The following is a 12,752-nucleotide window of genomic DNA, read 5'->3' on the forward strand; positions in this document are numbered from 1 at the left end:
CCTTGATCAATCCCTGGCCACCGCGTGCAGGCCGACCAGCACGATATTATCGACCAGGCGGTGGGCAAGCTTGAGGGTAGGGGAGATATACGGCGCCGCGCCGCCCGAGACGATGCAGGCCGTCGCCCCATGGGCGGCGCAGGCGCGTTCGATGGCGCCGGCCTGGGCCGACAGGCAGCCGGAGACGATGGCGTCGACCGTGTTGTCGCCGAAGACCGGAGGCGGAGCGGCGCCCGGTTTGACCTGCGGCAGCTGGGCGGTATCGCGGGCCAGCGAACCGGCCATCAGGGCGAGGCCGGGCAGGATCATGCCGCCGACGAAGCGGCCGTCGCCCGTCACTGCATCGACCGTGGTCGCGGTGCCGCAGGTGGCGACGACCAGGTTCTCGCCCGGCGCCAGCGCGTGCGCGCCGATGGCGGCGGCGAAGCGGTCGCAGCCCAGCTGGCCGGGGTTGCGGTAGCCGTTGCGCAGGCCTGCACGCTCGGGCGTGGAGGCGAACCACTCGATGTCGATCCCGTCCGGCAGCGCCGCCGCGATGCGCGCGCGCGCTTCGTGTCCGGCCACGTTCGAGACCAGGGCGCGCGTCACGCCGGCCGCGCGCCAGGCGCCGGCCATCGTGTCCAGCTCCGCATGCGGCGCCGCATCGGCCAGTTCCCACGCGCCCAGGGCTGCATCGGGGCCGGCGACGGCCCACTTGATACGCGTGTTCCCGGCGTCGATCAGGAGCAGCTTCATGCCTTCACCCGCAGCGACACGTCGCCCGCCATGACGGTGATGCGGCCTGCATCCGTATCGAGCAGCAGGCGGCCGGTCTCGTCGACGCCGGCCGCGCGCCCTTCATGCAGCACCACGCCGTTGTCGAGCACGACCACGGTTTCGCCCTGCCAGGCATGGCGCAGGTTCCAGCGCGCGCAGAAGGCGCCGAAGCCTTGTCGTTCGAACAGGCGCAGGCAGTCGGCCAGGGCGTCGAGCAGGGCGGCCATCAGGACGTCGCGTTCCATGCGCGCCAGCCAGGGCGCGCCGGCGGCGCTGCGGCCGAGTTGCGCCTCCACCTCGTCGGGCATGATCAGGTTCAGGCCGATGCCGATCACGCACCAGGTGCCGCCGCCCGGCGCGGCCTGGGTCTCGACCAGGATGCCGGCCAGCTTGTCGCCGTCCTTGAGCACGTCGTTCGGCCACTTGAGCTGCACCTGTACGCCCAGCTGGCCGAGAGCGTCGCCGAGCGCCGCGCCGATCGCCAGCGGCAGGCCGAGCAGCGCCTGCGGCCCGCCAGCGAACTTCCAGGCCAGCGAAAAAGTGAGCGAGTTTTCGCTGGACGAGAGCCAGCTGCGTCCCGCGCGTCCGCGCCCGGCGGTCTGGTGTTCGGCCACCAGCAGCAGGGGTTCCGTGAGGGTCGCCGCGCGCGCGAGCAGGTCGGCGCTGGTCGAGCCGGTCTGCGCCACCACTTCGACGGCGACGCCGGAAGTGGAGAGCGCGGCGATGCGCTCCGCCTTCATGCCTTCCTCCCGGCCTGCAGGCGCTTCTTGGTCGGCGCGCGCGAGAAGAGGGCATCGAAGAGGACGTTGGGCAGCAGGCGCAGGACCTTGGCGGTCACGCCCATCTGCCACGGCAGGACGCGGTAGCTGCGGCCGCGCGCGATGACGTTGGCGGCCTGCATGGCGAAGCGCCCGGCCGGCATCAGGAAAGGCATGGGAAAACGGTTGTTGCGGGTCATGGGGGTATCGATGTAGCCGGGGGCGATGGTCACCACCCGGATGTTCGAGGCGCGCAATTCGAGGCGCAGCGCTTCGCAGTAGCTGTGCACGGCCGCTTTCGAGGCGCAGTAGGCGCCGGCGCCGCGCATGCCGCGGATGCCCGCCACGCTGCCGATGCCGACCAGGCGGCATGGCGTGCCTTCCACTTTCATCTGGAAGATGAAGGGCGCGAAGGTCGACACGGTGGCGTTGACGTTGGTGGCGAACACCGCGTCGAACACCGGCAGGTCGTCCGGACGTTCGGTGAGGGTGCCGTGCGAGATGCCGGCGCTGGCGATGACGATGTCGGCGCCGCCATTGGCCGCGATGAAGTCGGCGGCGGCGTTCGCCAGCGCCTCGCGGTCCAGCACGTCGACGGCGTAGATGCGGTGGCGTTCGGGGTGGGGGAGGCTTTCGACCAGTTCGGCCAGGGCCTCGCGGCGCCGCGCCAGCAGGCCGAGCACGGCGCCGCGCGCCGCGTATTCGCGCGCCAGGGCCGCGCCGATGCCGCTCGAGGCGCCGGTGATGAACACCCGGTCCGCGCGGCCCGGCACGAGGGTCATTTCTTGTCCGCTCGCGCCCGCGCGACCAGCACGTCCATCACCGACAGGGTGCCGGCCAGGGCCTGCTCGCCGCTGCTGTCGTTCGCTTCCGACACCATGCCTGGCGAGGTCAGGAAGCGTCCGTCGATGGCGACCATGGGCCAGTGGGTGATGCGGTAGCCTTCCATCATGGCCTGGGCGCGGCGCACCTTGGCCTGCACGCCGAAGGAGCGGTAGGTGTCGATGAAGCGGGCGCGGTCGATGCCGGCGCGGCTGGCCCAGTCGAACACCTGCTCGTCCTGCGCCAGCGGCAGGCGGTCGACGTGCATGGCCTTGAAGGCCTTGTCGTGGTACTGCTCGAGCATGCCGAGCGATTCCAGCGTGAAGAACAGGCGCTGCTGCGCCGCCACCGCCTCGCCGCGCGGCACGTGCACGCGGCGGAACACGATGTTGTCGCCCTGTTTCTTCACCCAGGCCGCCAGCTTGGGCTCGAAGGCGTAGCAGTGCGGGCAGTAATAGGCGAAGAACTCGATGACCTCGATCTTCCTGCCGCTGTCCGTCGGCTGCGGATCCGGCAAGCTCAGGAACTCGGCGCCTTCCCGGGGGCTGGTCGGCGAAGCGCCCGCGAGCGCGGTGGCGGCGAGCAGGACGGCGGCACAGGCGAGGCGGCGAAGTGGCTGCATGGTGTTCCCTAGCGCTGGTTGCGGACGATGGCGACGTCGATGCCGCTGTCGAGCAGCTTGGCGCGCGCCTTGTTCATGGCTTCGACCTGGTTGTAGGGGCCGACGCGCACGCGGTGCAGCACGCCGCCGTCGGTGCTGCGGTCGCTGATCGCGGCCTCGAAGCCGAGCAGCGCCAGCTTGGCGCGGGTGTTCTCGGCATCCGACATCTCACGGAAGGCGCCCGCCTGCAGGTAGTAGATATAGCCGTCGCCGGCGCCGGCCGGTGCGGCTGCTGGCGCGGGTGCGCTCGGAGCGGGCGCCGCGGCGGGCGCGCTCGGTGCGGCAGGCTGCGCCGCGCCGCCCTGCATGCCGGCGATCGCCTGGCCCAGCGGGTCGGCCTCAGCCGCCGGCGCCGGCGCGGGCGCCGGTTCCGGACGGTTGGCGCGTTCCGCGATCTCGCGGTTGGCTTCGCGCGCGGCGTCGCGGTTGCCATACAGCGGCTTGTTCGGATCGGTCGCCTGGCTCGGCGCGAGATCGGCCGGACGGCCCATCTTGTTGGAGCGGTCGGTGAAGGGCGACTGGCCCTTGGTGATCACGAGCGCGACCACCACCGCGATCCCCAGGCCGATGATCAGGCCGATGATGATGCCGGTCAGGGTGCTGCCGCGCTGGCGCAGCGAAGAAAAGGAACGAAGGGTGGTCATGTTGCGATTACTCTTGAGCGTCGAGGGGCGCGCGTTCCATCTTGTCGGGGGCGGAAACGCCGATCAGGGCCAGGCCGTTGCGCAGCACCTGGCGGGTGGCCACGGCCAGCGCCAGGCGCGCCAGCTTCAGGGGCTCGTTGTCGTCGAGCAGCCACTTGTGCGCGAAGTAGTAGCTGTGCAGCTCGCCGGCCAGTTCGCGCAGGTAGAAGGCGACGTGGTGCGGGCTCAGCTCGACCTTGGCGCGCTCCAGCATTTCCGGATAGGCGGACAGCTTGACCAGCAGGCTGGCTTCGTGCGGTTCGGTCAGCAGCGACAGGTCGGCGCCGGCCAGCTGCGATGCGTCGCCGCCCCAGTTGGCAAGCGCCGAGCAGATACGCGCGTGGGCGTACTGCACGTAGTAGACCGGGTTCTCGTCCGAGGTCTTCAGCGCGACGTCGACGTCGAACACGAATTCGGTGTCGGCCTTGCGCGAGATGAGGAAGAAGCGCACCGCGTCGCGGCCGCGCGTGATGTCGCCGTTGCCCGACCATTCGATCAGGTCGCGCACAGTGACGTAGGAACCGGCGCGCTTGGAGATCTTGACCTCTTCGCCGTTCTTCATCACGGTGACCATCTTGTGCAGCACGTAGTCGGGATAGCCCTTCGGGATGCCGATATTGACCGCCTGCAGGCCGGCGCGCACGCGCGCGATGGTGCCGTGGTGGTCGCTGCCCTGGATATTGATGGCCTGGTCGAAGCCGCGGCGGAATTTCTGGATGTGGTAGGCCACGTCCGGCACGAAGTAGGTGAAGCCGCCGTCCGACTTGCGCATCACGCGGTCCTTGTCATCGCCGTAGTCGGTGGTCTTGAGCCACAGCGCGCCTTCCTGCTCGTAGGTGACGCCGGCATCGACCAGCGCCTTCACGGCCGCTTCGACCTTGCCGTCCGCGTACAGCGAGGACTCGAGGTAGTAGTTGTCGAACTTGACGCCGAATGCCTGCAGGTCCTGGTCCTGCTCGTTGCGTAGGTAGGTCACCGCGAAGCGGCGGATCGATTCGATGTCTTCGACGTCGCCCGAGGCAGTGGCTGGCTCGCCGTCGCTGGCCGAGACGGTCTTTTTCGCCAGGAAGTCGGCGGCGATCTCGGCGATGTAGTCGCCGTTGTAGGCCGACTCAGGCCATTCGGCGTCGCCCGGCTTGAAGCCGCGTGCGCGTGCCTGCACCGAGGTGGCCAGGGTGGCGATCTGGACGCCGGCGTCGTTGTAGTAGAACTCGCGGGTCACCTCATGGCCCTGCGATTCGAACAGCGACGAAAGCGCGTCGCCCAGCGCGGCCTGGCGGCCGTGGCCGACGTGCAGCGGACCGGTCGGGTTGGCCGAGACGAATTCGATGATGGCGTGGTGGCCCTTGCCCGAGGCGCCGCGGCCGAACACTTCACCCTGCGCGAGCACGGTGCGCACGACCGACTGCTTGGCGCCGGCAGCCACGCGCAGGTTGATGAAGCCGGGGCCGGCCACGTCGGCCGACTCGACCAGCTCGGCGGCAGCAGGTTCGGCGAGCAGGGCGGCGACCAGGCGGGTGGCCAGGTCGCGCGGATTGGTTTTCAGCGGCTTGGCCAGCTGCATGGCGATATTGCAGGCGATGTCGCCGTGGCTGGGGTCGCGCGGACGCTCCAGCACCACGTTAGGGGTCAGATCGGTGCCGGCAACGATCGGCGCAAGGGCGGCCTGGAACAGGGCAACGATTTCTTGTTTTTGTTGGGCGAGCATGGGGATGTCTGTCTGATAAAAGAGGGAGGCCTGCAGGCAGGCAAACAGCGGCCATTATACTGGTTTGGCGGGGCACGGAAACATGTTCCCCAGTGTACGAGGGTGTGAAAAATTCCGCCATGGCTGCGTTGCCTCGTCTCGCCGTACTAGCGTACTGTCTTCGACTCGGCGCCTTGCCACGGCGGTTTTTTCACACCCTCTATGGGTTGATTGTTATTTAAGCGGCGCCAAAGCCTAAACCGTTACAATGAGGGCCTTTTGCATCTGTAGTGACCCTGCCATGACCGACAAGCGCCCGACGCTCACCCTCAAACCGAAAGCCAAGCCGGCGCGTTCCACCACGTCGGAGAGGGTCCGGCCATCCGGCAGCCGTACTGACGGTGCGATGCCTGCCAAGCCGGCCGCCAAGCCGACCTACCGCCCTTCGGCGGAGCGCGAAGCGGCCACGCCTGAGCGCCGCGCGCCGCTCACCAGGGAAGCGCCGCGACTGCGCGAGAGCCACCAGGCCAAGGTCGCTCCGCAGCGCGACTACCGCCCCGACCTGAAATCCGACTCGCTGGCCCTGGCCCTGCTGGGCGCGGCCAATGCCGTGGCCCGCGTGCGCGGCGGCAGCGCATTGCCGCAGGCGCTGGCCGGCGTGTTTACGGCCTATGACGTCACCCCGCAGGCGCGCGGCGCGATCCAGGACATCGCCTACCGCACCATGCGCCAGCTGGGCCGCAGCGATACCCTGCTCGGCCTGATGACCACCAAGGCGCCCGAGCCGCCGATGCTGGCCGGCCTGCTGTCGGCGGCCCTGGCCCTGCTCGATCCGCCGCAGGGGACCCAGCCGCCCTACGAGGCCTTCACCGTGGTCGACCAGGCCGTGAACGCGGCCGCCAGCCACCCCGATTTCGCCCATGCCAAGGCCATGGTCAATGCCGTGCTGCGCCGCTTCCTGCGCGAGCGCGAGGCCCTGGTCGCGCAAGCGCTCGGGCAGCCGCTGGCGCGCTGGAACTACCCCCAGTGGTGGATCGACAGCACCCGCGCCGCCTATCCCGAGCAATGGGAAAGCATCCTCGCGGCCGGCAACGTGCATCCACCCTTGACCCTGCGCGTGAACCGCCGCCGCACGGACGTCGACACCTACCTGGCGACCCTGGCGGAGGCCGGCATCGAAGCGGGCAGGGTAGGCCCCAGCGCCGTGCGCCTGGCCCAGGCCGTGAATGTCAGCCAGATCCCGGGTTTCCACGAGGGCGTGGTGTCGGTGCAGGATGCCGGCGCCCAGCTGGCCGCGCCCCTGCTCGACCTGCACGATGGCATGCGGGTGCTGGACGCCTGCGCCGCCCCGGGCGGCAAGAGCGGCCACATCCTCGAGACGGCCGACGTCGACCTCACCTCGGTCGACGCCGACCCCCAGCGCCTGGCGCGGGTCGGCGACAATCTAGGGCGCCTGGGCCTGCAGGCGAAGCTGATCGCGGCCGAGGCCCAGGATAGCGGCTGGTGGGACGGGCAGCAGTACGATCGCATCCTGGCCGACGTGCCCTGCACGGCCTCGGGCATCGTGCGCCGCCACCCCGACATCCGCTGGCTGCGCCGCAAGTCCGATACGCTCCAACTTGCAACACTTTCCAGCAAAATACTCGACAACCTTTGGCAGATGTTGCTGCCCAATGGTAAATTGCTGTTCGTGACATGTTCGCTCTGGCCCCAGGAATCGGAGGCGCAGGCGGCTGCTTTTGCGGCCCGCCATAATGCACTCCGCCTCGACGCGCCGGGCCAGCTGCTGCCAGCCAGCGGTGCCGCGCAGGATCATGACGGCTTGTTCTACGCCCTGTTCCAGAAAAACGCGGCGTGATGACCTTCCCTCATCACGTTTAAACCAAGGCCCCGCTCACCCGTGACGTTACGATTCTTCTGCCTACTCGCCTGCCAGCTGCTGCTGGTCTTCGCGTGCACGCAGGCGCGGGCGGCCGACGGGGTCGACATCACGCAGGCCGAGATCCAGCTCACCGACGAAGGCTACCGCCTCAACACCCGCTTCGCCTTCGAGCTCAATCACGAGCTGCAGGAAGCGGTCCAGAACGGCATCAAGCTGGCCTTCACCACCGAGATCGAGATGACGCGCCCGCGCTGGTGGTGGCGCGACGAAAAGGCGGTGTTCTCGAAGCGCACCATCAGCATCTCCTACGATGTATTGACGCGCCAGTACAATGTGTCGAGCGGCGGCACCGTGCCCCAGAGTTTCCCGACGCTGGACGAAGCCCTGTCCCTGATCCGGCGTCCGGCGCGCTGGCTGATCGCGCCCAAGAGCGCGCTCAAGCTTGGGGAGACCTACGAGGTGTCGATCCGCATGTTCATGGACCGCGACTTCCTGTCCAAGCCGCTGCAGGTGAACGCCATCAACGATTCCAGCTGGCGCCTCGCCTCCAACCGCAAGACCTTCACCTATAAAGCGGGGCCAAGTGCGGGTTAGGTCGATCAACCGTGCGCTGCGCTACGCCCTCGTGGTGGGCGGCGCCATCGTCTCGATCCTGCTGTTCCTGCTCGCGTCCGCCTCGGACAATTCGGGCTTCTTCGACCGCTACTACACCTGGCTGCTGGGCGTGAACGCCGGCATGGCGGTGCTGCTGCTGGTGCTCGTCGTCGTCGCGCTGGGCCGTCTGTACGTGCGCTACAAGGCCGGCAAGTTCGGCTCGCGCCTGGTGGCGAGGCTGGTGCTGCTGTTCGCCGCCATCGGCATCCTGCCGGGCCTCCTGATCTTCATGGTCTCGGTGCGCTTCGTCTCGCACTCGATTGAATCCTGGTTCGACGTCAAGATCGAGGCCGCGATCGAATCGGGCCTGAACCTCGGGCGCGCCGCGCTCGACGAAGCCGTCGCCGAACTAAGCGCCACCGGACAGACCGCGGCCGCCACCCTGGCGGGCCAGGATGCGGTGATGGTGCAGGGCGTGCTGAGCGGGCTGACCAACGACGTGCGCGGCATGCAGAGCGCCATGCTGCTCACCGCCGACGGGACCGTGCTCGCTTCCAGCGCCCAGGACCGCAATGCCAGCCTGGAGCTCGACAAACCCACACCGGACATGCTCAAGTCCGCCGCGCTGCCGGGCGGCTATGCGCGGCCCGAGGGCAGCAGCGAAGGGATGGCCAACGGTCCCAATGCGCTCGACGCCGCCACCGGCCTGCGATTGCGGGTGGTGCTGGCGGTGCCCGAATCTCCCGGCCTGGAGCCGCGCTACCTGCAGCTGCTGCAGTCGGTGCCGGTCAACCTGGCGTCGAACGCGGTGGTGCTCAGGAGCGCCTCCGACGAATACCGAAGTCGCGCGCAGGCCAGGCTGGGCCTGCGCAAGATGTACATCGAGACGCTGACCCTGACGCTGCTGCTGGCGATCTTCGGGGCGATCGGCAGCGCCTTCCTCATCGCGGGCAACCTGGCGCAGCCGCTGCTGGTGCTGGCCGAGGGCACGCAGGCCGTGGCCGAGGGCGACCTGTCGCCGCGGCCGACGGTCGAGACCAACGACGAACTGGGCACGCTGACGCGCTCGTTCAACGCCATGACCGGCCAGCTGTTCGAGGCGCGCAGCGCCGTCGAGCGCAACCGCGCCGCGCTGCAGAACGCCAAGGCCCACCTGGAGTCGGTGCTGGCGAACATGTCGGCGGGCGTGATCGTGCTCGATGCCGAAGGCCGGGTAGTGAACTCGAACGACGCCGCCTACCGCATCCTGCAGGTCGAGCCGGGCGCGCTGGCCGGGCCGCTGGCCAGCATCGCGGGACTGGAGACCTTCTACAACTGCGTCACGCGCGCCATCTCGGCGCAGAGCGCGCAGTCGGCCGCCGCGCCTGCAAACGGCGACCGGCGCCGCCGCGCCCACTGGCAGCAGCAGATCGAGATCCCGCGCCGCGGCAGCAATGATCACGATCACGAACACGACCACGACATCACGCTGCTGGCGCGCGGCTCGCGCCTGCCGGTCGGCTCGGGCAACGGCTTCATCGTGGTGTTCGACGATATCTCGGACGTGATCTCGGCCCAGCGCTCGGTGGCCTGGGGCGAGGTGGCGCGCCGCCTGGCGCACGAGATCAAGAACCCGCTGACCCCGATCCAGCTTTCGGCCGAGCGACTGCAGATGAAGCTCGAATCGAGCCTGCCGCCGCAGGAAGCGGAACTGCTCAGGAAGAGCACCACCACCATCGTCAACCAGGTCGACGCCATGAAGCGCATGGTCGACGACTTCCGCGACTACGCGCGCACGCCGCCGGCGGTGCTCGAGCCGCTCGACCTGAACGGCCTGATCGACGAGATCCTGCAGCTTTACCTGGCCGAGGACGGCTCGGACATCATCCACGCCGCGCTGGCCCCGAGCCTGCCGCAGGTGATGGGCGACCCGACCCAGCTGCGCCAGGTGATCCACAACCTGGTGCAGAACGCCCAGGACGCCCTGGCCGACCGCGGCCCGGACGCGCCGCCCGCGCGGGTGGACGTGGTCACCGAGGCCATCCACTACGAGGGCGCGGACGGCGCCGCCGGCACCGCGGTGCGCCTGGCGATCACGGACAACGGCCCCGGCTTCTCGCCGCGCATCCTGGCGCGCGCCTTCGAGCCTTACGTGACTTCCAAGGCGCGCGGCACCGGCCTGGGCCTGCCGATGGTCAAGAAGATCATCGACGAACATGGCGGACGCATCGATATCGGCAACCGGGCGGACGGAAGTGGCGCGTCGGTATTCATTTTGCTGTTAAAGTTAGCTCCCGAGGCGAACTTGGCCGAAATATAAAACACGCATAAAATCTCACTAAACAGTGACGCGGCGTGTTCCGGGAGAGCAGCGCGCACGAAACGGGTAAGAGATCAGGAAGGCAGACAGATGGCGAACATACTCGTAGTGGACGATGAAATGGGAATCCGGGAGTTACTCTCGGAAATCCTGGGCGACGAAGGCCATGCCATCACGCTGGCGGAGAACGCGCAGCAGGCACGCGAGGCGCGTGCCGCGGGCGCTCCCGATTTGGTGCTGCTCGATATCTGGATGCCGGACACCGACGGCGTTACCCTGCTCAAGGAATGGCAGCGCGACGGCCTGCTCACCATGCCGGTCATCATGATGTCCGGCCACGCGACCATCGACACCGCCGTCGAGGCGACGCGCATCGGCGCCCTGAATTTCCTCGAAAAACCGATTGCCCTGCAAAAGCTGCTCAAGGCCGTGCAGCAGGGCCTGACCCGCGCCCAGGAAGTGGCGCGCGCGCCGATGGCGCCGCCGCGCCCGGCCGTGGTCCCGAACACCACCATGCCGGCCATGGAGGCCGCCACCGCGGCAGCGCCCGCGCCGATGTACGCGCCGCAGGCCGCGCCGCTGGCGCCCAACGGTTCGCGCCTGGTGCATGCGATCTCGCAGGGCGAGGGCACCGGCTACACCCTGTCCTTCGACCTGCCGCTGCGCGAGGCGCGCGACGCCTTCGAGCGCATGTATTTCGAACACCACCTGGGCCGCGAAGGCGGCAGCATGACGCGCGTGGCCGAGAAGACCGGGCTGGAACGCACCCACCTGTACCGCAAGCTCAAGCAGCTCGGCGTGGAGCCGGGCAAGCTCGCCAAGAAAGGCGGCTGATTGGCCTTGCCGGCTGCGCGCCTGCCGACCATCCTGGTCACGGGCGCGAGCGCGGCGCAGCGCGAGGAGGCCATCGCCGCGCAGCTCGCCGCGACGCCTCTTTCTTCCGATGGAGCGTTCAGCGCCGTCATCCTCGAAGGACTGGCTTCAGGCAGCTCGCCCCTTCATGCATCCTCTTCCGTAAGACTTGTCCGACTCGCAGTCGGGTGTCCTTGCTGCGCCGGGAACCTGGTTTTGCGTGTAACATTGAATCGTCTGTTGCGCCAGGGGCCGGAACGTTTGTTCATCGGTTTGGCCAGCAGCGAACACCTTGATCAGTTGCGATCGTGGCTGCAAGAAGCGCCATACGATCAGCTGTTGGCACTGGAACCCGTAGTACGCGCCTGATGTTCGGCCTTGTCGGCTCCTTCAGGCCAACGCACTTGAAATCGGTCCAGCCAGCCCCACCTCTTAAGCGAAGTGATCAGCCAGGCACCTGCCGCCAAGCGCCTGGCAGCACAATTACTCTGATCAAGAGAAGGAGTCATCATGAACATGATCTATAACAGCGAACAGTACAGCGTCGTCGAATTCGGCGTGGATCGCGACCTCGAAGCCCTGCGCTTCGGCGGGTACGAGATCGTCGACAAGGCCGGCCGGCGCGAAGCGTTCATCGGCGGCAAACTGGCTCAATCTTTCCGCCGCGATGTGAACAATCTCATCGCCAGCGAGCCGACCATGGAAGAAATCGACGACTTCCTGGGTTCCTACGACACCCTGATGAGCCAGCCGGTCGTGCTGCACTGATCCATCAGGAAGAAGCCACTGTCCGTTTCGAGGGGACAGTGGCCGACACCGGCACCTCTGGCGTGGTAAGCTCTCGCGCATGTGCCAACTCCTCGGAATGAACTGCAACGTCCCCACGGACATCGTCTTCTCCTTCACCGGCTTCGCCCACCGCGGCGGACGCACCGACACCCACCACGACGGCTGGGGCATCGCATTCTTCGAAGGTTCCGGCGTACGCCATTTCGTCGACCACCAGGCCGCCATCGATTCGCCGATCGCCGAACTGATCAAGCGCTACCCGATCAAGTCCACCAACGTCATCGCCCACATCCGCAAGGCCACGCAAGGGCAGGTCGCGCTCGAGAACTGCCATCCCTTCGTGCGCGAGCTGTGGGGCCGCTACTGGGTGTTCGCCCACAACGGCGACCTGAAGGACTTCGCGCCAACCTTGCACGGCCCGTTCCGCCCGGTCGGCAACACCGACAGCGAGCTGGCCTTCTGCTGGCTGATGCAGGAGCTGCGCAATACCTTCGGCGACACGCCGCCGGCGGTCGCCGACCTGCGCACGGCGCTCGAACGCCTGGTGCCGCAAATCGCCGCCCACGGCACCTTCAACATGCTGCTCTCGGACGGCACGGCGCTGTTCACGCACTGCTCGACCAAGCTGTGCTACATCGTGCGCCAGTATCCCTTCGCCTCCGCATGCCTCTCCGACGAAGACCTGTCGGTGGACTTCTCGCAGGAGACGACGCCGAACGACCGGGTCGCCATCATCGTCACCGAACCGCTGACCAATAACGAAACCTGGACCGAGTTCCAGCCCGGCGAGCTGAAGGTATTCGTGGATGGCTTGCCACAATAGACACGCCTCATATTCTTTGGCGCTGTCACCGTTGGCTGTTGGGCCAAGTTGAACTCTCGAGCTGCTTCGCTGTCTGATTGCCATCTCGGTCGATAGCGGAGGCGGCAATGCAGGCGGCGGGCTTCAGGAGGTGGCTGGCGCGCGTC

The 12,752-nt window shown here is 67.9% G+C and carries 13 protein-coding genes; 7 read left to right on the forward strand and 6 right to left on the reverse strand.

Features of this window, described 5'->3' with window-relative positions:
• Positions 1-6: 6 nt before the first annotated feature.
• From ACQ7JA_RS24175 to argS, 6 genes are read right to left on the reverse strand one after another with little or no spacing between them, the layout of a single operon-like run.
• Positions 7-735 carry a type III pantothenate kinase gene (locus tag ACQ7JA_RS24175; RefSeq protein ID WP_430902251.1) on the reverse strand — a complete coding sequence of 243 codons (729 nt, stop codon included), beginning with the start codon at positions 733-735 and terminating at the stop codon, positions 7-9.
• On the reverse strand, positions 732-1,496 hold the full coding sequence (locus tag ACQ7JA_RS24180) for a biotin--[acetyl-CoA-carboxylase] ligase (RefSeq protein ID WP_430902252.1): 765 nt from the start codon (positions 1,494-1,496) through the stop codon (positions 732-734). Before ACQ7JA_RS24180 ends, ACQ7JA_RS24175 begins: the two co-directional genes overlap by 4 nt.
• Complete coding sequence (locus tag ACQ7JA_RS24185) at positions 1,493-2,296, reverse strand: SDR family oxidoreductase (protein WP_430902253.1); 804 nt, start codon at positions 2,294-2,296, stop codon at positions 1,493-1,495. The genes ACQ7JA_RS24180 and ACQ7JA_RS24185 overlap by 4 nt, the downstream gene beginning before the upstream one ends.
• On the reverse strand, positions 2,293-2,958 hold the full coding sequence (locus ACQ7JA_RS24190) for a thiol:disulfide interchange protein DsbA/DsbL (protein WP_430902254.1): 666 nt from the start codon (positions 2,956-2,958) through the stop codon (positions 2,293-2,295). Before ACQ7JA_RS24190 ends, ACQ7JA_RS24185 begins: the two co-directional genes overlap by 4 nt.
• 8 nt (positions 2,959-2,966) lie before the next feature.
• Positions 2,967-3,641: an SPOR domain-containing protein gene (locus tag ACQ7JA_RS24195; RefSeq protein ID WP_430902255.1), complete on the reverse strand. Its 675-nt coding sequence runs from the start codon at positions 3,639-3,641 to the stop codon at positions 2,967-2,969.
• Positions 3,642-3,648: 7 nt separating this feature from the next.
• The gene (gene argS, locus ACQ7JA_RS24200) at positions 3,649-5,388 is read right to left on the reverse strand and encodes an arginine--tRNA ligase (protein ID WP_430902256.1); all 1,740 of its coding nucleotides are present in this window, start codon (positions 5,386-5,388) and stop codon (positions 3,649-3,651) included.
• A gap of 280 nt (positions 5,389-5,668) precedes the next feature.
• On the opposite strand from argS, the gene rsmB reads away from it, so the two are divergent.
• The 7 genes from rsmB (at position 5,669) to ACQ7JA_RS24235 (ending at position 12,606) form a co-directional block, all read left to right on the forward strand.
• The gene (gene rsmB / locus ACQ7JA_RS24205; RefSeq protein ID WP_430902257.1) at positions 5,669-7,225 is read left to right on the forward strand and encodes a 16S rRNA (cytosine(967)-C(5))-methyltransferase RsmB; all 1,557 of its coding nucleotides are present in this window, start codon (positions 5,669-5,671) and stop codon (positions 7,223-7,225) included.
• A gap of 42 nt (positions 7,226-7,267) precedes the next feature.
• Positions 7,268-7,843, forward strand: a complete 576-nt coding sequence (locus ACQ7JA_RS24210; RefSeq protein ID WP_430902258.1) for a DUF4390 domain-containing protein — start codon at positions 7,268-7,270, stop codon at positions 7,841-7,843.
• Positions 7,833-10,142, forward strand: coding sequence for an ATP-binding protein (locus tag ACQ7JA_RS24215; protein WP_430902259.1), 2,310 nt, complete (start codon positions 7,833-7,835; stop codon positions 10,140-10,142). The genes ACQ7JA_RS24210 and ACQ7JA_RS24215 overlap by 11 nt, the downstream gene beginning before the upstream one ends.
• 90 nt (positions 10,143-10,232) lie before the next feature.
• A complete protein-coding gene (locus ACQ7JA_RS24220; protein ID WP_430902260.1) occupies positions 10,233-10,976 on the forward strand; it encodes a response regulator in 744 nt (247 codons plus the stop codon).
• A complete protein-coding gene (locus ACQ7JA_RS24225) occupies positions 10,977-11,363 on the forward strand; it encodes a GTPase (protein WP_430902261.1) in 387 nt (128 codons plus the stop codon).
• A gap of 141 nt (positions 11,364-11,504) precedes the next feature.
• Positions 11,505-11,762 carry a BTH_I0359 family protein gene (locus ACQ7JA_RS24230; RefSeq protein WP_027865841.1) on the forward strand — a complete coding sequence of 86 codons (258 nt, stop codon included), beginning with the start codon at positions 11,505-11,507 and terminating at the stop codon, positions 11,760-11,762.
• A gap of 79 nt (positions 11,763-11,841) precedes the next feature.
• The gene (locus tag ACQ7JA_RS24235; protein ID WP_430902262.1) at positions 11,842-12,606 is read left to right on the forward strand and encodes a class II glutamine amidotransferase; all 765 of its coding nucleotides are present in this window, start codon (positions 11,842-11,844) and stop codon (positions 12,604-12,606) included.
• Positions 12,607-12,752 lie beyond the last annotated feature (146 nt).

The organism is Massilia sp. BKSP1R2A-1 (assembly GCF_050586525.1).
Taxonomy (GTDB): Bacteria; Pseudomonadota; Gammaproteobacteria; order Burkholderiales; family Burkholderiaceae_D; genus Telluria.

Coding starts and splice junctions, on each gene's coding strand:
- argS (WP_430902256.1), bottom strand. CDS start 5,388: ATGCTCGCCCAACAAAAACAAGAAATCGTTGCCCTGTTCCAGGCCGCC.
- ACQ7JA_RS24185 (WP_430902253.1), bottom strand. CDS start 2,296: ATGACCCTCGTGCCGGGCCGCGCGGACCGGGTGTTCATCACCGGCGCC.
- ACQ7JA_RS24180 (WP_430902252.1), bottom strand. CDS start 1,496: ATGAAGGCGGAGCGCATCGCCGCGCTCTCCACTTCCGGCGTCGCCGTC.
- ACQ7JA_RS24195 (WP_430902255.1), bottom strand. CDS start 3,641: ATGACCACCCTTCGTTCCTTTTCTTCGCTGCGCCAGCGCGGCAGCACC.
- ACQ7JA_RS24220 (WP_430902260.1), top strand. CDS start 10,233: ATGGCGAACATACTCGTAGTGGACGATGAAATGGGAATCCGGGAGTTA.
- rsmB (WP_430902257.1), top strand. CDS start 5,669: ATGACCGACAAGCGCCCGACGCTCACCCTCAAACCGAAAGCCAAGCCG.
- ACQ7JA_RS24190 (WP_430902254.1), bottom strand. CDS start 2,958: ATGCAGCCACTTCGCCGCCTCGCCTGTGCCGCCGTCCTGCTCGCCGCC.
- ACQ7JA_RS24175 (WP_430902251.1), bottom strand. CDS start 735: ATGAAGCTGCTCCTGATCGACGCCGGGAACACGCGTATCAAGTGGGCC.
- ACQ7JA_RS24230 (WP_027865841.1), top strand. CDS start 11,505: ATGAACATGATCTATAACAGCGAACAGTACAGCGTCGTCGAATTCGGC.
- ACQ7JA_RS24235 (WP_430902262.1), top strand. CDS start 11,842: ATGTGCCAACTCCTCGGAATGAACTGCAACGTCCCCACGGACATCGTC.